Below are 22689 nucleotides of genomic sequence, written 5' to 3' on the forward strand. Positions count from 1 at the left end.
AGTGACTAATCATCAATTCTTAAGGATATTTCACCTCCGATGTAGGCGTTAATTTTGCTATTTTGTTCTAGCATTAGTGCGCCTTGCTCGTTAATGCCTTTTGCAGTGCCACGAATGGTTTTGTCACCAATAATAAGTTTTACTGGTCGATTGACAAAGTTATCGAGTCTATGCCAATCGTTAATAAATGGTTCTAAACCATGTTGTTCAAAGTCGATTAATTTGTTTTTCAAAGTTTTGGCTACTTGAGCAACTAGCAAATTGCGATCAACTTTGCCTAAATTAGCCCATTTTTGATTAACGATGTTGGTATCAGGATTAGTCATGACTAGATTAACACCAATACCGATCACAACATGAGCACAATCGCCAGTCTTACCCGCAAGTTCAACTAATATACCTGCTAACTTTTGGTCGTTAAGATAAAGGTCATTTGGCCATTTAACTTTAATGTCTTGAGCTGATAATGCACGCAACGTGTCAGCAAGCACAATACCCACCACTAAGCTTAGTCCCATTGCCGCAGCCACACCTTGTTCTAATTTCCAATACATAGAAAAGTATAGATTAGTGCCAAAAGGTGAAAACCATTTTCGCCCTCTTCGCCCTCTTGCTTTTGATTGAAATTCAGCAACACAACAATCGCCCGATGTTAATTGACCAATTCGATCCATTAGATATTGGTTGGTGGAGTCGATAATCGGTAAGATTTCACAATGGCTATCGGATTGGTAGTGTAGATCAATTTTGTTTTTGCTTAACAAATCAAGCGGAGCTGACAAGCAATAACCTTTACCTTGTACAGATGTTATCTCTAGTCCCCACTCACGCAGTTGTTTAATGTATTTATTGATGCCTGCACGTGTTATGCCAAATATTACCGCTAATTCTTCCCCCGAATGATATTTGCCATCTGCAAGTATTTCAATTAATTTAAGTGGGTTGTTGTGGTTGCGCATCCGTTCCTCTTTTTTTAATTAACAGCATAATGAAGTATAACGAGATTATAGCAAAGCTGACAAATAAATAAGCATTATTCATTTTATCCATAATAAAGGCGATCACCGCTGGCGCAATCAAACTACCTAACGTATTGGTTAATAACATAGCTTGATTCATGGCAACGATATCTTGTTTTTTAACGCAAGAACAAGCCCAAGCCATAGATATTGGGTAAATAGTGTAAATGGTTGCGCCTAATAAGATAATTGCTAATGCATCAAACCAATTGAATATTAGCATAATACATGCAATTAACATCAGTAACGATTCAATTAATAATACACGTTGCCGTCCAAATTTATCTGCACACCAATTGGCAGGCATTTGTGCAATGACGCCCGATAAAATCAGTAATATCATCCAATTTGCAACTTGAATATCACTATAACCTAAATGTGAATAATAAGCAGGTAAAAGTGAATATAATGATCCAATTAACATACCAGCAATCACACAACCAGTTAAGCCTAGTCGAGAAGGCTTATTCAATATCATTGGCATAATGTTAAAGCTGCTTTTTTTCCTTTTAGGTAATTTATAATGGGTGAGCAAAATAAATAAAATCGCTAGCCCCATCAGTAACGCGATAACTAACCCAAAATACAATACATCTTGTGGAAAATACTGCAATAAAGCTTGCCCTAAAACCGTGCCTAAATAGTAAGTGGTCAGATACACTGCAAGCATTTTTCCACGCGTACGCACAGGACCTGTTAGCAATATACAACTTTCAATAACCACCCACGTTACAGCACAAGCAATACCAATAAAAAACCGCCACATTATCCAACTATAAAAATTCATTGAAAAACCTAGTCCGATTGTTGCAATTGCAAAAATAATACAACTATAGGTATACGTGTGACGCGCATTGAATTTATTAATAAACCAATTGGCAAAAATAGTACCAATTAAGTTACCTGTAAAATAACTTGATCCTACAAGCCCAATTTGCCCTAGCGAAAACTCATTACGCACTAACCATAATGGTACTTGTGTATTTAGTGCCGACAACGAGATAGTCACAAAGAGTAAACTCGTTAATAGAATAGGAAATGAGTACGAATGTTTCATAATGTTATCGCATATAATTTATGAGCTATAATTTGCGGGCAATTATAATTTAGTGCTAATTATAAATAACTGTCTGCGTCAATTTCGCCCTTGTTGCCGATAAATCGGATTTCTGGTGATAAATTCACCAAGAACTTCTGTGCCACACATTTTTTAATATAACGAGCCAATTCAACGACATCGTGCGCAGTTGCTTGTTTTTTGTTGACTAATACCAACGCTTGTTGTTGATGTACTGCAGCTCCGCCTATTTGATAGCCTTTCAAGCCACACTGATCAATAAGCCAACCTGCGGCTAATTTTGTTTTTCCGTTAGCTTGTGGATATATTGGCATAGTTGGGTAAATTTCAAGTAGCTTATCAGCAACAATTTTATCGACCACAGGATTTTTAAAAAAGCTACCACCATTACCAAGTACTTTAGGATCGGGTAACTTGCTACGGCGGATTTCACACACTTTATCAAAAACCATTTTTGCGGTGATTGTTTGTGGATCAAAGTTTCGTAATTCACCATAAGTTAAAACAGGCTGCCATTGTTTGGGTAATTTAATGCCCACATTGACAACGGCATAACCTTGTAAATACGCTTTTTTAAAGATACTTTCACGGTAACCATATTGACCATCTGTGACAGTAATAATGTTTCCTGTAGCAAATTCAAGCAGTTCCACATAATCGGCTACTTTTTGAAATTCAACCCCATAAGCACCAATATTTTGAATAGGGGCAGAACCTACACAACCAGGAATTAAAGCAAGGTTTTCAAGCCCTGATATATTTTGTTCGATTGTTTGTGATACGACATCATGCCAAATTTCACCTGCGCCGACTTTTAAATGCCATTCTTGGGCGGTTTCGGCAATGGTTATACCTTTGATTCGATTAACAATAACAATACCATCAAAATCACATGTAAATAGAGTGTTACTGCCTTCGCCAATAATCATAATGGGTAAATTTGGGATGTTATCTTGCCAGACTTGTTGTAATTGTTCGACAGTCGTAACAGTAATAACTTTTTGAGCAAAAACACTTAAACCAAATGTATTAGGAATTTTTTGTTTCATCAATAATCACTACCTTTATTTTTGTGGAAGTAGATACCAAATGCAAATCGATTTTCTTTGTTATTTTTATGGTTTGGAATCTACTGTATTTGCTTTCTATATTATCACATAGCTAATGTTATTTGATGATTTATTTAGTTGTAAATGCATTTGAATTTTTTATCAATTTGTTATTGCCTTCGTTTTGCTAAAACGATGTTATTTTTTTATAAAAAGTATAACTTGGCGCAAGTTAATTGCATTATTTAACAAATATTCGACTATTTGATAAAAGCAATGCTTAAATCTTTTTTGTTTTTTGTTATCATATATAACCACTAGCTGAGCAATTTTTTATGAATTATTGTTAGCACCAAGATAGTTGTCAATATTTGATTGGCTGTAATTGATTATATTTATTGTGCTCAAGTTAAGTGTTGTCTATCAATTAGAGGATATTATGAAAAGAGTTTTTATTATGATCCTAGATTCTTTTGGGATCGGTGGTGCTGAAGATGCCAAAAAATATGGCGATGAAGGGGCTAACACTTTGGGACATATTGCCGAAGCTTGTGCATTAGGTAAGGCTGAACAAGGACGCAGTGGACCATTAAAATTACCAAATTTAGGTCAATTAGGCTTAATCGAAGCAGCGTATGAATCATCGGGTAATTACCCTAAAGGCATGCAAACTGAAGGTAAAATTATTGGCTCATATGGTTATGCTAGCGAAATATCTTCTGGTAAAGATACACCTTCAGGACACTGGGAAATTGCAGGTGTACCAGTACTTTTTGACTGGGGGTATTTTACTAATACTACAAATAGCTTTCCTCAAGATCTTTTAGATAAAATTGTTACCCGCGCAAAACTCCCTGGTTATCTTGGTAATTGTCATTCATCTGGTACCATTATCCTTGATGAACTAGGTGAAGAGCATATGGCTTCTAATAAACCTATTTTTTACACGTCTGCTGATTCGGTATTCCAAATTGCCTGCCATGAAGAAACTTTTGGCTTAGATAGACTTTATGAAATTTGCGAAATTGCTCGTGATGAGCTAAATAAAGGTAATTACAATATTGGACGTGTTATTGCTAGACCATTTATCGGTAAAAAAGCAGGCGAATTTGTACGTACGGGTAATCGTCATGACCTTGCCGTTGAACCACCTGCTCCAACAGTGATTAAAAAGTTAGTTGATGAAAAACACGGCACAGTAGTATCAATCGGTAAAATTGCCGATATTTATGCTCAAGTTGGGATCACTAAAAAAGTTAAAGCAACGGGTCTTGAAGCACTTTTCGATGCATCACTTGAAGAAATAAAACAAGCTAAAGATAATACTATTGTATTTACCAATTTTGTTGACTTTGACTCTTCTTATGGTCACCGTCGTGATGTTTGTGGTTATGCCGCTGCATTAGAATATTTTGATAGTCGCCTACCTGAAATGTTAGCACTAATTCAGCCCGAGGATCTGCTAATTATTAGTGCCGATCATGGTTGCGATCCCACTTGGACTGGTACTGATCATACTCGTGAACATATTCCTGTCATCGTTTATGGTAACAGTGTGCCTGTGGGCTCTTTAGGCCATCGTGAAACATTTGCCGATATTGGGCAAAGTGTTGCTGACTATTTTGATTTATCGCCAATGGATTACGGTAAATCGTTTATAAAAAAGAAATAATTTAAGTCATGCCAATTTAGTAACAAATATCAGGAGAAGTTAATGTCTACCCCGCATATTAATGCCATTGATAATGCTTTTGCAAAAACCGTTTTAATGCCCGGCGATCCTCTACGAGCAAAATTTATTGCAGAAACGTTTTTAGAAAATGCACAAGAAGTCACTAATGTAAGATCTATGTTAGGTTTTACCGGTTATTACAAAGGACAAAAAATTTCAGTTATGGGGCATGGTATGGGCATTCCATCTTGCTCTATTTATGCAACCGAACTAATTAAATTTTATGGCGTTGAAAACATTATCCGTGTTGGTTCATGTGGCGCTATAAGCCCTAACGTTAACGTGGGTGATATCATTGTGGGAATGGGTGCTTGTACCGATTCAAAAGTCAATCGTTTACGTTTTAAAGATCATGATTTTGCGGCTATCGCTGATTTTGAGCTAACTTGTAATGCTGTTAATGCAGCTAAAAAATTAGGTGTAAATGTTAAAGTGGGTAATCTCTTTTCTGCCGACCTTTTTTATAGTGTTGAACTTGATATGTTTGATGTGATGGAAAAATACAATATTTTAGGTGTTGAAATGGAAGCTGCTGGCATTTATGGCGTTGCCGCAGAATACGGCGCAAAAGCATTGGCTATTTGTACAGTTTCAGACCATATTCGCAAAGGCGAAGCCATGTCAGCACAAGAGCGCCAGCTAGGCTTTAAAGATATGATTACTGTTGCGTTGGAATCTGTTTTATTAAATCAAAACTAAAATTAAAAATGGCAGAATCACTGCCATTTTTTTTTAACTTATCAATATTGATAGTAATACGACTTTTTATTTATATTTATGTGTAGTAGGTTATAAATATCTTGTTTAATAAGGGAACAAAATGAACACTACGGAAAAACTTAGAGTTATATTTTTTCTACAATTTTTTATATGGGGAAGTTGGCTTATTACCCTCGGTTCTTATATGATGGAGACCCTAAAATTTAGCGGTACTGCTGTCGGTTCTATATATGGAACCATGGGGATAGCATCGCTATTTATGCCTGGTTTACTCGGTGTCGTAGCAGATAGATGGATACCTGCTAACCGCTTATATATGATTTGTCATTTGATCGGTGCTGCTACACTATTTATAGCAGCTTCAATAACATCACCTTTTATGATGTTCATTATTATGCTAATTCACTGTTTAGCCTTTATGCCAACCATTGCAATTTCCAACTCTATCTCTTACTCTTGCTTGGAATCTCAAGGTTTAGATGTCATTACACAATTTCCAAGCATAAGAATATTTGGTACAATTGGCTTTATCGTTGCTATGTGGCTAGTGAGCTTTTTAAAATTAGAATTAAGTAGTATGCAACTGTATATTGCAGGATTAAGTTCTATTTTACTTAGCCTATATACCCTTACTTTACCATTCATTTCAACTTCTCAAGGAAAATCAGAAAAAAAATCACTTATAACTTCTTTAGGGTTAGATGCGTTTGTTTTGTTTAAACAACCAAAAATGGCTATCTTTTTCGTATTTGCAATATTACTTGGCGGTATTTTACAAATCACTAATACTTTTGGTAATCCTTTTATTCGCTCATTTGAAGATATTCCTGAATATGCAAATAGCTTCGCTGTTCAATATCCATCAGTATTGTTGTCAATTTCTCAAATTTCAGAAGTGGTATTTATTCTATTCGTTCCATTCTTTATGAAACGCCTTGGCATTAAATATGTGATGTTAATTAGTATGCTAGCTTGGGTTGCTCGTTTTGGCTTGTTTGCTTATGGTAACCCATCACCATTTGGTTTTGTGCTATTACTTTTATCCATGATTGTTTATGGATGTGCCTTTGATTTTTATAATATTTCTGGTTCCATGTATGTTGATAAAACGGTTTCCCCTAGTATTCGTAATAGTGCCCAAGGTCTATTTATGATGATGACTAATGGGATTGGTGCTTATTTAGGTTCGGTAATTAGTGGTTTTGTTGTCGATCATTATACTAATAATGATGTTATTGATTGGCAAAGCGTTTGGCTTATTTTTGCTAGCTATTCTTTGATTCTAGCCGTCGTATTTGCGTTGATATTTAAAAACGAAAATTCTAACGAAAACATTAATACTAACGAAAAAGCCACTCAAATCATTAATTAATCAATTATTGTGTGGTAGGTTGAATTTTACACTACCAATATAAAGGCAACAATATCGGTTGTTGCCTTTTTGGTTATCAACAAGCCAACTTTATTGTTAAAGTTAAAAAAGTATGATTTGTCGCACAAAAAATAAATAAGTAATGCAAAATAAATAGCAGAAAGATAGCTTATCAAGGTAGACTAGCTGAAACTATAATTCACAATGTGCGTATACTATTTTGATCTTTTTGATCAATTTTTTATGCCATTGTTACTAGAGCATATTTAGCTCATTTAAAGAAATTAAATATCAAATGAACAACCAAATAATACCCAAAGTCATATTACATGAGCACATTGAAGGAAGCATAACCCCAATAATGGCTCACAAATTAGCCCAAAAAAATAATATTCCATTCCCTAAAACTTTATGTTACCAACCCGATCAATATGATACCAATGAGTATAAAAATGGTAGATATTCATACGACGAATCTAAGTTTGAAGAATTTATCAAAACATATGATATTGTTTCTAGCTTTCTAAAAAATCCAGAGGATTACTATTTAATTACTTACGATTTTCTTAATAGAAATGCTAAACAAGGGTTAATTTATTGCGAGCTGTTTATATCCCCTTTTCATATCTGTGCAACGCAATCCCACGATGGACATGTTGTTTGGAATCAAGATCGATTTCACCAAACACTAAAGCAAATGGATAAGGCAATTATTGACGTTCGTAAGCAATATGATATTACCGTACGATATCATGTAATCGGTGTTAGGCATCTTGGTGCGAACGTGGTTTACGATACTTTGCGATTCATTAAAAATAATCCTCACCCATTTATTACTGGTTTCAATATCGCTGGTAATGAAAAAACAGGTCATTTTGATGACTTTAAGGATGCTCATGAATTGGCTACCGAGCTTAATCTAAAAAAATCGTATCACGCTGGCGAAATAGATTCAGCTCAAAGTATTATTCAAGCCATTAAGCATGGCGCAAATAGAATTGGACACGGCATTCGTGCTATTGAAGACAAAACACTTATTGGTGAACTGATTAATAAAAAAATCACCCTCGAAATTGCCTTAACAAGCAATCGAATTTTAGTTAATGAGCTACATGGTGATATTTATCAGCACCCCATCAGGCAGCTTTATGACCAAGGTGTTCGCATTACATTAAATACGGATGATGCAGGGATTTTTGGTACCGATATAGAAAAAGAGTATAACATCGCTCAATCTATATTTGCATTTTCGCGATTAGAATTACTTGATATTACACTGTGCGGTATTCACGCTGCATTTATTGAAAATTCAATTAAAACCCAATTAATTAAAAAAATTCTTGCTTGTTTTACATCTGATGATAAGCAATTGTTAGAAAAGTGTATCAATGATAAAAGATATCATCCAGCAATTATCGAACGCTTTTTAGAATATCAAAAATTATTACTAGCCATGACCATTAATTAATTTAGTTGTCAGAATAATAGGAGATTTGTATGAAAAAAACTAAGTTACCTTTAACCTTTTTAGCCCTATTCATTTCTGGCACATCCAGTGCAGCAACGGTTGATTTAAGGATTATCGAAACAACCGACCTACATGGTAATATGATGAACTACGACTATTTTAAAGATCAATCTATCGAGACCTTTGGATTAGCCAAAACAGCTAATTTGATTCACCAAGCACGAAGTGAAATAAAAAATAGTGTTCTTGTTGATAATGGCGATCTGATTCAAGGTAGTCCAATGGCTGATTATACAGTAAATAAAGGCCTTAATGATGGTGATATTCATCCTGTATATAAAGCAATGAACACGCTTAATTATGTTGTAGGTAATATTGGTAATCACGAATTTAATTTTGGTTTGGAATTCCTACAAAAAAGCCTTGCTGGAGCTAAATTCCCTTATATTAATGCAAATGTCTATGATGCAAAAACCAATAAACCGTTCTTTAAGCAATATATTATTATTGATACCCCCGTTGTAGATAGAAATGGTAACAAACAAACCATTAAGATTGGCTACATTGGCTTTGTGCCACCACAAATTATGCAATGGGACAAACTTAATCTTGATGGTAAAGTTGTGGTTAAAGACATTACCGAAACAGCCAAGCGCTTGGTTCCAGAAATGAAAAAACAAGGCGCTAATATCATTATTGCCATTCCTCATTCAGGTGTTTCTTCTGAGCCTTATAAAGCACTAGCTGAAAATTCAGTTTATTACTTAAGTCAAGTTGAAGGTATTAATGCAATTATGTTTGGCCACGCCCATGGAGTGTTTCCAAGCGAGGAGTTCAAATCACTACCAAATACAGATATAAAAACCGGTAAAATTAATCACGTTCCTGCGGTCATGCCAGGACAATGGGGAAGCCACTTAGGAGTAGTTGACTTAGTTCTTGAAGGTGAACAAGCAAATTGGCAAGTGGTTTCAGGAAAATCTGAAGCTCGCCCTATTTATGATATAAAAAATAAAAAAGCATTAGTCGATACCGATCAAAATATCGTCAATATTTTAAATCAAGACCATCAAGGTACGCGTGAATTTGTTAGCAAACCAATAGGCAAAGTTTCAACTGATATTACTAGTTATTTAGCTTTGGTCGAAGATAGCTCAGCCTTACAAATTATTAGCGATGCACAGATCGATTATGTTAAACAATTTATTCAAGGCGATCCTGATCTAGATGGATTACCTATTTTATCAGCTATTGCACCGTTTAAAGCTGGTGGAAGAAAAAATGATCCAAATGCTTTTGTTGATGTAAAAAAAGGGGATTTAACCTTTAGAAATGCATCGGATATTTACCTTTATCCTAATTTACTATCAACATTAAAAATTACTGGTGCAGACGTAAAAGAGTGGCTTGAATGTTCGGCAGGAGTATATAATCAAATTGATGTTAATACATCAAACCCACAATACCTGATCAACTGGGAACAGTTTAGAACTTATAATTTTGATACAATTGATGGGGTGAATTATCAAATAGATATTACTAAACCACCTCGTTATGATGCAAATTGTCAGCTAATTAATCCAACATCAGAAAGAATTAACAATCTAACTTATCAACAAAAACCGATTAACCCTAATCAAACATTTTTAATTGCTACCAATAACTATCGCGCTTATAGTGGCATATTTCCTGGGACAGGTGAAAAAAATGTTAAATTCAATTCACCAGATGATTTAAGAGTGATTCTTTCAGCTTATATCACCAATATGACCCAAAAAAATGGCACAGTAGATGTTACTGTCGATAATAATTGGCGAATTGCTCCGATTACTAGTAATAAAGATTTGGATATTCGCTTTGAATCCTCCCTTAATGATGATGCAAAAAACTATATTCAAAATAATTCACTCTACCCAATAAAATTTATAGAACAAAACAACTTAGGGTTTGGTGTTTACCGTATCAATCTACAAACACCCACAAAATAATGTGATTAAGACAGAAGGATTATTAATATGAAAATTGAAAAACTAATTGAATTAGCCAAAACAGCCCGAGCTAAGGCTTATGTACCCTATTCTAAATTTCAGGTTGGGGCTGTACTTATCACCGAAGATGACGAAGCCATTTTAGGTTGCAACATTGAAAATGCCTCTTATGGATTAGCCAACTGTGCGGAGCGTACGGCTATTTTTAAAGCGGTATCTGAAGGTAAAAGGAAATTTAAAAAATTAGTGGTAATTGGAGATACTCAAGGCCCTATCTCACCTTGTGGCGCTTGTCGTCAAGTGATTAGTGAGTTTTGTGCTAAAGATATGCCAGTTATTTTAACGAATATGAATGGTAAAGTTCAAGAAACAACGGTAGGGGAATTATTACCTTGGTCTTTTTCACCAAGTGATTTGGAGTAATTTCGTTTTTTGAAACAAAGTTGTTAAATAATGTAACATTATACTTATTTTAGTGCTGTTTTAAGTCGATTATTTTCGACAAAAACTAAACATGCTCATTTGTATAAGTAAACAAAAAATAATTAATTGATTTAAAAGAGAAAAATAATGAGATTTGTAGATATTATTGAAAAAAAACGTGATGGACATCCTCTAACTACCGAAGAAATCCAATTTTTTATCACCAACTATACTCATGGCACTATCCCCGATTACCAAGTTAGTGCGTTATTAATGGCAATTTACTATAAAGGTATGACATCAAAAGAGTGTGCTGATTTAACTAGTGCAATGATGTATTCAGGCGATACCGTTGATCTATCTTCAATCCAAGGAATTAAAGTTGATAAACATTCAACTGGAGGCGTTGGTGATACCACAACACTCGTACTTGCACCGCTTGTTGCCGCATTAGATGTTCCTGTTGCCAAAATGTCTGGACGTGGTTTAGGTCATACAGGTGGTACTACCGATAAATTTGAATCAATTCCAGGATTTAAAATTGAATTAAGTAAACAAGATTTTATCGATCAAGTTAATCATAAAGGTCTTGCTGTTATCGGTCAATCAGGCAATTTAACCCCCGCTGATAAAAAGTTATATTCTTTACGTGATGTCACAGGAACAGTTAACTCTATTCCTCTTATTGCAAGCTCAATTATGAGTAAAAAGTTAGCAGCAGGCGCCGATGCTATTGTACTTGATGTCAAAACAGGTGATGGTGCACTAATGAAAGATATGGCCGATTCCGAAAAGTTAGCTCACGAAATGGTCAATATCGGTAACCAAATTGGTCGTCGAACCATGGCTATTATATCTGATATGTCACAACCGCTTGGTTATGCAATTGGTAATGCACTTGAAATAAAAGAAGCCATTGATACTTTAAAAGGTCATGGCCCTGCTGATTTAACTGAATTAGTTTTAACGTTAGGTAGCCAAATGGTTGTGCTTGCTAATAAAGCCAAAACATTAGAAGAAGCCAGAGCAAAACTTCAAGAAGTTATTAAAAATGGCAAAGCCATTGAGAAGTTCAAAATACTTATTGAAGCACAAGGTGGGGATAGCTCAGTTGTTGATCACCCTGAAAAATTAGCTAGTGCTCCTTATCAAATTGCTTTACCTGCACTTAAATCAGGTTATGTTTCAAGAATCATTGCCGATCAAATTGGTATTGCTGCTATGCAATTAGGTGCAGGCCGTGCAACTAAAGAGGATATTATCGATCCTGCTGTAGGAATCGTGTTACATAAAAAAGTAGGTGATAAAGTAGCCGAAGGCGAAGCTTTGTTAACGATCCATGCTAGTACCGATAAGATTGATGCGATCAAACAAAAACTTTACGACAATATTACTATTAGTGATAGTGCAAAAGAACCACAACTTATTTACAAAGTTATTACAGAATAGTAGTTATTATATAGTAAGTTAGGAGATACAATGTATCCGTTTCAATTTAATAAAAAACTATCATTACTTGTTTGTATGGGGCTATTCTCAGCCTCTTGCATGGCCGATGTTACCACAAAAAACACCCCTACTCCAACTTGGGAAAAAGACAAGTCTTATCAATTTACTATTTTACATACCAACGACCATCATGGTCGTTTTTGGCAAAACGATATTGGTGAATATGGACTTGCTGCCCAAAAAACTGTAGTGGATGAAATTCGAAAACAAGTTACAGCAGAAGGTGGCAAATTATTGCTACTTTCAGGTGGTGATATTAATACGGGGGTCCCTGAATCTGATGTACAGCAAGCCAAACCTGATTTTATTGGTATGAATGCTGTTGGTTACGATGCTATGGCTGTGGGTAACCATGAGTTTGATCACCCTTTGACAATTATTCGTGAGCAACAAAAATGGGCAACATTTCCTTTTTTATCAGCAAATACTTATTTCAAGGGAACTGATAAACGTGTATTTGATGCTTATAAAATGTTTAATTTAAATGGTATTAAAGTTGCAGTGTTTGGTTTGACTACTGATGATACCATTTTTCTAGCTTCCCCCAAAAATACAGAAGGCGTCGAATTTCGACAAACTTTACCTGAAGCACAGAAAATAATTAAACAATTAAAAGACAATGAACACCCAGACATGATTATTGCTGTCACTCATATGGGACATTATGAAAATGGTGAACATGGCTCGATGGCACCGGGCGATGTTGAATTAGCCAGAAAATTGCACACAGGCGATTTGGATATGATAGTAGGTGGACACTCCCAAAATCCTGTCTGTATGGCTAGCCCTAATAAACGTATTACCGAATATGTACCAGGTACACCTTGTGCACCAGATCAACAAAATGGCACATGGATTGTACAAGCCCACGAATGGGGTAAATATGTTGGACGAGCTGATTTTGTCTTTTTAAATGGCAAAATCACATTAAAAAATTACCAATTAATTCCTATTAATCTAAAAAAAGAGGTGGAGAATGGTAATAGCACTAAACGCCTTGAATATTACACGCAAGAAATTCCTCAAGATAAATCCTTACTTGAAAATTTGAGGCCATATCAAGAACTGGGTAAACAGCAGTTATTAGTGAAAAGTGGTGAGTTGATAGGTCGGTTAGAAGGCAATCGTGATGTTGTTAGATACCAGCAAAGCAATATGGGACAATTGTTACTTAGTGCTTTTGTTGAAAAAACTAATGCAGATGTTGGCATTATGTCTGGTGGTATGATTCGTGACTCCTTAATTGAAGGTAATATTACTTACCGCGATATTTTAAAAGTAGAACCTTTTGGTAACAGTGTGGTTTATTTCGAATTAACAGGCAATGAATTAATTGATTATCTGAAAGCGGCATTAAGTAAAAAACAAGGCTCAGGAGGATATACGCATTTGAAAAATATTAGCCTAACAAAAAATGAGGACAATATTGAAAATGTAAAAATTAACAATCAACCGATCGATTTACAAAAAAACTATCGCATTGCCACGCTTGACTTTTTAGCCGCTGGTGGAGATGGTTACCCAATAACCAATACGTCACCGACTTACGTTGATACAGGTTATCGCGATGCAGATGTAGTAAAACAATATGTTGAAAAACATTCACCAATTAATGCATCTGATTATGAACCAAAACAATTTATTATTGAGAAATAAATATTGAGATAATTATGAGCATGACTGAATTTCAACAAAGTTGTTATAATATTGTGACAGATCCTAATTTGTCGCCTAAACAAAAATCAAATTTACTCGCCTTAGCAGCAGAAAATAATTTACCTTATGTAGATCTGGATGAAGAAACACAACAAGCTTTAAATGACCGCGTTATCTGTGATATGTACGAAGGTCACGCGCCTTATAAACCTCGTTATGTTTTACCTGATTATGTGAAATTTTTAAAACAAGGGTCGAAGTGGTTAGAACTTAATCCAGCTGAAACATTTGATGATGCATTAAATTTGCTTATCATCATCTATCATCACGTTCCTTCAGTAACTGGTATGCCTGTTTATTTAGGATGCTTAGATCAAATTTTACTTCCTTACGTTGGTAATCTTACTGAAGATGAAATTTATCAGCGATTAAAGCGTTTTTGGATCATGCTCGATCGTAATTTACCTGATGCATTTATGCATGCAAACATTGGACCAACAGATAATATTATCTGTCGGGTAATTTTACGTATAGATAGAGAACTAAAACAAGTTGCACCTAATTTAACCTTTATCTATGATAAAGAGATTACCCCAGAATCATTATTATTAGTGGCAATTGAAAATATCTGTGAAACAAGCAAACCTCATATTGCAAACAATAATATGGTCCAAAAAGATTTTGATAGCAAAGGATACGGTGTTGTAAGTTGCTATAATTCACTGCCAGTTGCAGGCGGAGGAAGCACGCTTTCACGAATCAACTTAAAAGAAGTGGCATTACGCAGTAAAAATAGTGAGGATTTTTTGACAAATACCTTACCTTACTATTGTCAGTTACAACTTAATCTTATTCAAGCAAGATCGAATTTTCTTTATAATCAATCCAATTTTTTTAATAGCAGTTTTTTAGTTCAAGAAGGATTAATTGATCCCAACCGATTTGCACCTATGTTTGGTATTTTTGGTATGGCTGAAGCGGTCAATATCCTGCAAGAAAAAGCAAATTTAGCAGGGCGTTATGGTTTTGACGAACAAGCCAATGAACTGGCATTAACCATTACCCAACTCATTGCCAAATTTATTGACAACCACACAATAGAAAATGCTTGGAAAGGAAAGGCTATGTTACATTCACAATCAGGAATCAGTACCGATATAGGCATAACCCCTGGTCTAAGAATTCCTTACGGTCATGAACCCGATCCAGTTACCCATATTATGGCGCTATTTAAACATCATCATTACTACACATCGGGCATTAGTGATATTTTAACTATCGATGAAACCATCAAAAATAACCCATCAGCATTACTGCAAATTTGTAAAGCAGCTTTTAAATTGGGTTTTCGTGAATTTACCGCCAATATCAGTGGCAATGATCTTGTTCGAGTAACGGGTTATATGGTTAGATTATCCGACATCAAAAAGTATAAACAAGAAGGATCACGAATTAACACAACGTTTTTAGGAGCAGAAGCTGCTGATGACGTTAAAAACAATAGTTATTTATCTCGAAAGCCAAGAGTAATCAGTCATGAACAAGTCATGGGCAATCGTTAACAAGATATTACCCTTTTCTTGTGTTGATGGACCAGGCAATCGACTTGTAATATTTTTACAGGGATGCAATTTTCGTTGCTTAAACTGCCACAATCCTTACACAATATCATTATGTAAGGATTGTGGCGATTGTATTAATGCTTGTCCACATAAGGCATTAAGTTTTAACAATCATCGCGTCATATGGCAAACTTCGGTTTGCCAACAATGTGATACTTGTATTAATACTTGCGGTTATAACTCAACACCAATGACTTATAAATACAGTGTTGAAGATATATTAAAAATTATCCGAAAATATCTGCCATTTTTAAACGGTATAACTTTTAGTGGAGGAGAGGCCACTATACAACTCCCTTTTATTGAGAATCTGTTTAGAGCAATAAAACAAGCCAACGATTTAAATCACCTTACTTGCTTTATTGATAGTAATGGTTACTTAAAACAGACAGGATGGCAAAAAGTAACAAGCACGATGGATGGAGCAATGATTGATCTTAAAGCTTGGGATAATAATGTACATAAACAGCTAACAGGACGAGACAATCTACGAGTAAAAGAAACGATTAAATATCTTGCCAAAATCAATAAATTATATGAAATAAGATTTTTAATTATTCCAAAACAAACCGATCTACAAGATAATGCAAAAAATATTGCTGAATTCTTAATTGATATAGATCCCAATATTCGAATTCGAATTAACGCCTTTCATAATCATGGTGTACATGGCATTGCTAAAACATGGCCATCTGCCAGTAAACAACAAGTAGAGCAGTTTGCAAAACAATTAAAACAATATAATCTACAAAAGATTGTATTACCTAGTGTTTATTTGTGATTTTTTTACCACTGTAAAAATTTTATCGATTTTTAGTTTTTGAATTAATCCATTCACTAAAAAGTAAATGCATATCGACAAAAAGACTATACAAAAATGATACCAAGGTTTTCTATTTCTCGATAATAAGAAAGCGGTTTCTTTTCTATATGACAAAAATATAGCCAATCGATAAATCACCAACGCAGTAATATTTGTGATAACTAACAATAAGTTGGCTTATTATCGAATTTGGTGACGGCCTAAACCATCACCTTTAACGATTAAATACACAAGAAATAAAATAGGATTATTATAAAAGCTATTAATAATATTCAATAGTTCGAGTTGTTATCTTACCATCATCACATTCTTTGATTGTCCAATCACCTTTTTGGTTGTGTTTAAAAAATTGACATTCAAGACTCGCTTTATTTTTATTACCAGTATATTTTTTCATTTTGATTAATTGACCTTCTTTATTATACTCCATAGTATAAGTTTCATTATCAATCACCCTTGAAATCAACTGGTTTTTATCATTGTATTGAAATGTCATATTATTATCAAAAAATAGTATTTTGTCTTCATCATCATAGTCAACGAAAACTGAATGAAGTTCATCTAAATCAACCCCTGTTTGAACAAATTTTGTGTTATAGTCTGCTTGGAAAATATCAAATATCTCTGTTTTTTCATAATCATCGGTTGCAAACGGATTGAGATAGTTTTGATCTTGGCTAGGTAAAGACATGGTAAAATAATCATAAAATTTCCAACTCGTTCGTTCTGTTTTCATATCGTCAGAAGATGAAATAATACGTTTCTGTTTATAATTATAACTTTCAATTGTATCAACGAAATAAGAAACTACCCCATTTTCATCAAAATTCATTTCAAAAGCAAAATCGTTTTTTTCACTAAGCAATTTTGAGTACTGAGCTAATAACTTATCTTTTATATATCCTTTTGCCGACTTAATACGATTTTGAGTAAGCGCATGATCAAAATAGTAATACATTACAACTAAGTTAGTTGAACGAGCTAAATTTGCTGATGGTTTTGGTTTTTCTTTTGAAAATAATACAGAATCTGGCTCTATCCCCCAATCATTATTCATTTGATTATACTTAACAAAATCATATCTGATTTCGGTTGCTTTTGCCGTATCATAATATGCATAAGTGAAATGCTCACGATCCCAGTTATCATCTTTTTTACTATTAAAATATGAATGCTTTATCGAATCTTCGTTATCAAAAATCAATTCACCATTCTCCAATTTAGCTAACTTAATTGTGGACGATATTTGGTTAGGAAATTGCCCATCAATTAAACTAGGATAACTATAGTAATAACTTTGTTTATTTTTATCTAATTCACGAGAATAAAAATATTGTTTGAAGATATCATTATTAACCCAAGAAGGAATTTGCTCAATAGTATAAGTTACCGTTGCAAAAGGGTTTACACTATTTCTATAATTGTCAACAAAAAGATGATCTAAACTCACTTGCCCAAAACAAAAACTACCTTTTTTAAATATAGTATCGCTGTTTAATTTAGCTAATTGATAGGTGGTTGTTTGATTGTTAGCATCTGATGAACGCTCTAGTAAACCTAAATTTGAAAAAATCTCTAACCGTCGATTTAATTCATTATTTACCCAAACCTCTGCTCGTTCATTTGCAGGATAGCTAAGATCTTTTTTAAGATAAGGAAATGTTACTTTACCTAAATAAAAACAAATCGGTTTGTCTTGATCTTCCAATTCAGATTTAACTTCTTCCGTTAATTTTACTTGGTTTTTATCACATCCTGAGAGGATAACAATTAATGCCAACCAAACAACATTAAAATATTTTTTCATTGTTTTTGATATTCCCTTTCTATTAATTTAATTTAATTTTATTTTATAACTTAATAAAAAATAGCTAAAAAGCACATTGATGATATCCAATATAAAAATGACCATATTTCAACGCACTGAATACAAAATAGGGACAACTGTCCCATAATTTGTCAATATTTTTATTTAGTTTTCTTTAATGCAGCAGCAAACGCATTTCCCATCGCACTGTTATTCGGCAATGAATTATAATTATTTTGTTTGTTGGCCTGAGTATGTTTTTTTGAAATGCGATTAGCATCTTGCTTAGTCAATGACGCAGGATCATCAAGACGCATGGTTAACGCAATACGTTTACGAGGAATATCAACCTCTACCACTTTAACTTTAACAATATCCCCCGCTTTTACTACTGTTCTTGGATCATCAACAAACTTATCTGATAAGGCCGAAATATGCACTAAACCATCTTGATGAACACCAATATCAACAAAGGCACCAAAATTGGTCACATTGGTAACAGAACCTTCCATAATCATGCCGAGTTTTAAATCTTCCATAGTTTCAATATCATCAGCAAACTGAGCAGTTTTAAATTCAGGTCTTGGATCTCGTCCTGGTTTATCAAGTTCTTTAATAATATCAGTTACTGTTGGCACACCAAAGTTTTCATCCACATAATCAATTGCTTTAAGTGATTTTAAATAATTGCTATCACCTAAAATGTCTTTTAAAGATTTTCCATTTTTCTCTAAAATACGCTCAACAATAGGATAAGCTTCTGGGTGAACTGCAGAGGCATCAAGTGGATTTTTACCATCCATAATTCTTAAAAAACCTGCACATTGTTCAAATGCTTTAGGCCCAAGACGCGAAACTTTTAATAGTTGTTTGCGATCCGTAAATTGTCCATTTTCATTACGCCAATCAATAATATTTTGCGCAATAACTTTATTTAGACCAGCAATACGTGCGAGTAACATCATTGAGGCAGTATTTAAATTTACACCAACCGCATTGACACCGTCTTCAACCACGGCATCAAGTTTTTTAGCTAACTGAGTTTGGCTTACATCATGCTGATATTGACCTACTCCAATAGATTTAGGATCAATTTTAACAAGTTCAGCTAATGGATCTTGTAAACGACGTGCAATAGAAACAGCACCACGAATAGATACATCAAGATCAGGAAACTCTTGTGCGGCTAGTTCTGATGCGGAATAAACCGAAGCGCCAGCTTCACTGACAATCACTTTTTGCGCTTTCACTTCTGGGTATTTTTTTTGAACGTCCAAATAAAAACGTTCTGTCTCGCGCGAAGCCGTACCATTACCAATTGCCACCAATTCAACTTGATATTTAATACAAAGCGCAGCAATAACCATTGCCGCTTTATCAGCTTGCCCCGTATGCGGATAGATAGTTTCAGTCGCAACTAATTTACCTGTTGCATCAACAACCGCTATTTTTACTCCAGTTCTTAACCCCGGATCCATACCCATGGTGACTTTCATACCTGCTGGTGCGGCCATTAACATATCATGCAAGTTGGCAGCAAAAACATTAATTGCTTCTTCTTCGGCTTGTTCTCGAAGCGTCGTCATCAGCTCGGTTTCCATGTGCATTAAAATTTTTATGCGCCACGTCCAATTAATCACTGCTTTTCGCCATTTATCTGCTGGTTGATCATTAAAATGAACACCTAAATACTCAGTGATAATTTGTTCACAATAACTCTCTTTTGGTGCTTCTTCAAATTGCGGATCAGCATTTAAGGAAAGTTGTAAAAAACCCTCGTTTCTCCCACGGAACATAGCTAATGCTCGGTGTGAAGGTACTTTTGAAATAAGTTCACTTTGAGAAAAATAGTCTCGAAATTTTACACCCTCATCTTCCTTTCCACTGACTACTCGAGAAACCAAATGAGCATTATTCCAAAGATAATGACGTACTTTTGCTAATAAGTTAGCCTCTTCAGCAAATCGTTCCATCAAAATATAACGAGCCCCATCCAAGGCAGATTTAGTATCGGTAATACCTTTATCTGTATTAAAATATTTTTCTGCTTCGTTTTCTGGATTTAATGAAGGATTTTGCCATAAATCATCAGCAAGAGGTTCAAGACCTGCTTCAATTGCAATTTGGCCTCGAGTACGGCGTTTGGGTTTATACGGTAAATATAAATCTTCAAGTTCTGTTTTACTAAGCGTTGAGGCAATACTTTTACTTAATTCAGGCGTTAATTTGCCTTGTTCTTCTATTGATTTTAAAATGGTTTGCTTACGATCTTCAAGTTCACGTAAATAGCTCAATCGACTATCAAGTGTTCGTAATTGAGTATCATCAAGCCCTCCTGTTACCTCTTTTCGATAACGAGCAATAAAGGGAACTGTGCTACCTTCGTCTAATAATTGAATGGCAGCTAACACTTGTTCGGGTTTTACAGTAAGCTCACCAGCTATAATATGGCTAATTTGATTGTTTATCATGGTGTTTTTAACAACTTTTAAGCAAAGTAGTGATTATATACCCATCTTTGTTTCTGTTGCAATTCTGAACCTTTGAATACCTACCTAAAAAAATATCACTATTTTTTGTAGTGATATTTGTTGATTAAAATGATATTAAATAAAATGCAAAAATTCCCCACGTTGTTTAAAGTAATTTGAGAAACGACTGTAATGAGTATATGTAAATACCCCATTTTTAGTACACAACTCTCGTAGAAAATTATACTGAGCATTTTAGTGTTTTAATTTGAACCAAATGATTCCAGTGATGAAGACTACATTACTGAACGGTTTAAATTCTTTAATAATATTTACCAACTTTACCTTAGAGATGGTATTGGATCAATGTATAGTTGGCAACGACCAACTTGGTCAATTGTATTAAGCCAAGCACAAGATATTGCAAAAGCCCAACTTTGGCGTAAATATGCCATTACTATGGGAGAGCTACCATTTGAAAATTACTAGCCCGGTTATCCTCCACTTGAAGAATAAGGACACCTAAGTGCCATTTTTCTTTTAATGTTATGAATTTTAAGATTATTAGTCATCAACTGCTTTATGCTACAATGCTGTTTTATTGAACGATTAACTGGAGCACGCTATGTTATCACACACCAAATTCTCCTTTTTAGTGGCGATGTTAATTGGGTTATCTTTACCTAGTGCTTATGCTAAAACTAATACAAAGTGTTTGCCACTTAAAAAAGATGAAGCCAATATCGCTATTTGTACCAAACTGGCCGATAAAGGCGAGGCTACAGCACAAAATAATCTGGGCGAAATCTATTATCAAGATGCCTTGTTACATAAAGGCTACCACACTAAAGCCAGATTATTGTTCGAAAAAGCCGCGGCTCAAGGACTGGCTAAAGCCCAATATAATTTGGGGGCGATGTATCGTGATGAGTTTAATAACTTTCCTGTTGCATTAAGCTGGTTTGAAAAAGCCGCCGCTCAAGGTGATTTGGATGCGCAAAATAGTATTGGCTATATCTACGAAAACGGCTCTGGCGGTAAACCGCCTCGCAACTACTTTTTTGATGAAAACGGCAAAAATGCTGACCCCGATTTGCCCTATATTGAAGCCAAATTTGCTCCTTATGAGTTTCAACTACCTTCTGACCCTTATTCCCGTGCAATTTACCCAATGAGCGAATTTGGTCAAGGCGTTGAGCCTGATTTGGCTAAAGCCATCGAATGGTATCAAAAAGCGGCTAATAAAGGGCATGCCCTTGCTCAAACTAATTTAGCTTATTTTTATTTATTCGGTATCGGCGTTGAAAAAGATGAAAAACAAGCCTTTGAGTTATATCAAAAAGCCGCTAAACAAAACTGCGCCCCAGCGCTTAAAACACTGGCCTTTATGTATATGCAAGGTCTTGGCACTCAGCAAGATATACCTAAAGGTTTTGACACTTTGGTACAGGCTTTTCGTGTTATGCCAGATAATAATCTAGAAGATGTTATCTGGCGTATTGAAACTAACGAAAATTATAAAAAATACTCACTTAAAGCTAAAATTGAAGATTATAAAAAATCACGCCGACAAAAATTTCTAATAACGGATTCCAGTGATGAAGATTATATTGCTGAAAAGTTTAAATTTTTTAATAATATTTACCGACTGTATTTTAGGAATGGGATTGGATCAATGTATAGTTGGCAACGACCAACTTGGTCAATTGTATTAGGTGAAACAGTGGGTGAAATTACACCATTAAAAGAACAATACCTAATAAAAGATTCTATACAAGGTTATTACCAAACCATGACTTATTTAAGCTATTATTATAAAGGTGAAGCACAAGATATTGCAAAAGCCCAACTTTGGCGTAAATATGCCATTACTATGGGAGAGCTACCATTTGAAAATTACTGGCCCGGTTATCCTCCACTTGAAGAATAAGGACACCTAAGTGCCATTTTTC

16 protein-coding genes and 1 pseudogene are annotated in these 22689 nt (G+C 34.7%); 12 read left to right on the top strand and 5 right to left on the bottom strand.

The features are described from left to right. Positions 1-5: 5 nt before the first annotated feature. Genes birA through murB form a run of 3 tightly spaced genes read right to left on the bottom strand, consistent with a single transcriptional unit; the run spans position 6 to position 3146 of the window. A complete protein-coding gene (birA, locus tag GQ589_RS03905) occupies positions 6-959 on the bottom strand; it encodes a bifunctional biotin--[acetyl-CoA-carboxylase] ligase/biotin operon repressor BirA (RefSeq protein WP_160400079.1) in 954 nt (317 codons plus the stop codon). Then, on the bottom strand, positions 934-2076 hold the full coding sequence (locus GQ589_RS03910; RefSeq protein WP_160400080.1) for an MFS transporter: 1143 nt from the start codon (positions 2074-2076) through the stop codon (positions 934-936). Before GQ589_RS03910 ends, birA begins: the two co-directional genes overlap by 26 nt. A gap of 59 nt (positions 2077-2135) precedes the next feature. Further along, positions 2136-3146, bottom strand: a complete 1011-nt coding sequence (murB, locus tag GQ589_RS03915) for a UDP-N-acetylmuramate dehydrogenase (RefSeq protein ID WP_160400081.1) — start codon at positions 3144-3146, stop codon at positions 2136-2138. A gap of 439 nt (positions 3147-3585) precedes the next feature. Between murB and GQ589_RS03920 the strand changes: the two genes are divergently transcribed. From GQ589_RS03920 to GQ589_RS03965, 10 genes are all read left to right on the top strand, one after another. Beyond that, positions 3586-4818: a phosphopentomutase gene (locus tag GQ589_RS03920; protein WP_160412118.1), complete on the top strand. Its 1233-nt coding sequence runs from the start codon at positions 3586-3588 to the stop codon at positions 4816-4818. Between the two features lie 42 nt (positions 4819-4860). After that, positions 4861-5577, top strand: coding sequence for a purine-nucleoside phosphorylase (gene deoD, locus GQ589_RS03925; protein ID WP_160400083.1), 717 nt, complete (start codon positions 4861-4863; stop codon positions 5575-5577). Between the two features lie 121 nt (positions 5578-5698). After that, the gene (locus GQ589_RS03930; RefSeq protein ID WP_160400084.1) at positions 5699-6970 is read left to right on the top strand and encodes a nucleoside permease; all 1272 of its coding nucleotides are present in this window, start codon (positions 5699-5701) and stop codon (positions 6968-6970) included. Positions 6971-7265: 295 nt separating this feature from the next. Continuing rightward, positions 7266-8438 (top strand): adenosine deaminase, encoded by a 1173-nt coding sequence (gene add, locus GQ589_RS03935; protein ID WP_160400085.1) that lies wholly within the window; start codon positions 7266-7268, stop codon positions 8436-8438. 29 nt (positions 8439-8467) lie between these two features. Further along, positions 8468-10426 (top strand): bifunctional 2',3'-cyclic-nucleotide 2'-phosphodiesterase/3'-nucleotidase, encoded by a 1959-nt coding sequence (locus tag GQ589_RS03940; RefSeq protein WP_160424696.1) that lies wholly within the window; start codon positions 8468-8470, stop codon positions 10424-10426. Positions 10427-10453: 27 nt separating this feature from the next. Next, positions 10454-10849, top strand: coding sequence for a cytidine deaminase (locus GQ589_RS03945; protein WP_160400087.1), 396 nt, complete (start codon positions 10454-10456; stop codon positions 10847-10849). 147 nt (positions 10850-10996) lie between these two features. Next, positions 10997-12298, top strand: a complete 1302-nt coding sequence (locus GQ589_RS03950; RefSeq protein WP_160424698.1) for a pyrimidine-nucleoside phosphorylase — start codon at positions 10997-10999, stop codon at positions 12296-12298. Positions 12299-12397: 99 nt separating this feature from the next. After that, on the top strand, positions 12398-14014 hold the full coding sequence (gene ushA, locus GQ589_RS03955) for a bifunctional UDP-sugar hydrolase/5'-nucleotidase UshA (protein WP_370516478.1): 1617 nt from the start codon (positions 12398-12400) through the stop codon (positions 14012-14014). Between the two features lie 14 nt (positions 14015-14028). Then, complete coding sequence (locus tag GQ589_RS03960; protein ID WP_202115018.1) at positions 14029-15576, top strand: YjjI family glycine radical enzyme; 1548 nt, start codon at positions 14029-14031, stop codon at positions 15574-15576. Beyond that, positions 15551-16417 (top strand): YjjW family glycine radical enzyme activase, encoded by an 867-nt coding sequence (locus GQ589_RS03965; protein ID WP_160400090.1) that lies wholly within the window; start codon positions 15551-15553, stop codon positions 16415-16417. Before GQ589_RS03960 ends, GQ589_RS03965 begins: the two co-directional genes overlap by 26 nt. Positions 16418-16721: 304 nt before the next feature. Here the strand turns inward: GQ589_RS03965 and GQ589_RS03970 are convergent, their stop codons facing one another. Together GQ589_RS03970 and GQ589_RS03975 are read right to left on the bottom strand one after the other, a co-directional pair. After that, positions 16722-18266 (bottom strand): hypothetical protein, encoded by a 1545-nt coding sequence (locus tag GQ589_RS03970; RefSeq protein ID WP_160424700.1) that lies wholly within the window; start codon positions 18264-18266, stop codon positions 16722-16724. A gap of 301 nt (positions 18267-18567) precedes the next feature. After that, positions 18568-20737 (bottom strand): annotated as a pseudogene (locus GQ589_RS03975) (Tex family protein); the annotation flags it as partial. A gap of 366 nt (positions 20738-21103) precedes the next feature. Between GQ589_RS03975 and GQ589_RS12415 the strand changes: the two are divergent. Beyond that, positions 21104-21226, top strand: coding sequence for a hypothetical protein (locus GQ589_RS12415; RefSeq protein ID WP_255471091.1), 123 nt, complete (start codon positions 21104-21106; stop codon positions 21224-21226). Between the two features lie 136 nt (positions 21227-21362). Further along, entirely contained in the window at positions 21363-22667 is a 1305-nt protein-coding gene (locus tag GQ589_RS03980) for a tetratricopeptide repeat protein (RefSeq protein WP_160424702.1), read from the top strand. Positions 22668-22689: the final 22 nt, after the last annotated feature.

Origin of the sequence: Gilliamella sp. Pas-s27 (assembly GCF_009795865.1) — a bacterium.
Classification (GTDB): domain Bacteria; phylum Pseudomonadota; class Gammaproteobacteria; order Enterobacterales; family Orbaceae; genus Gilliamella.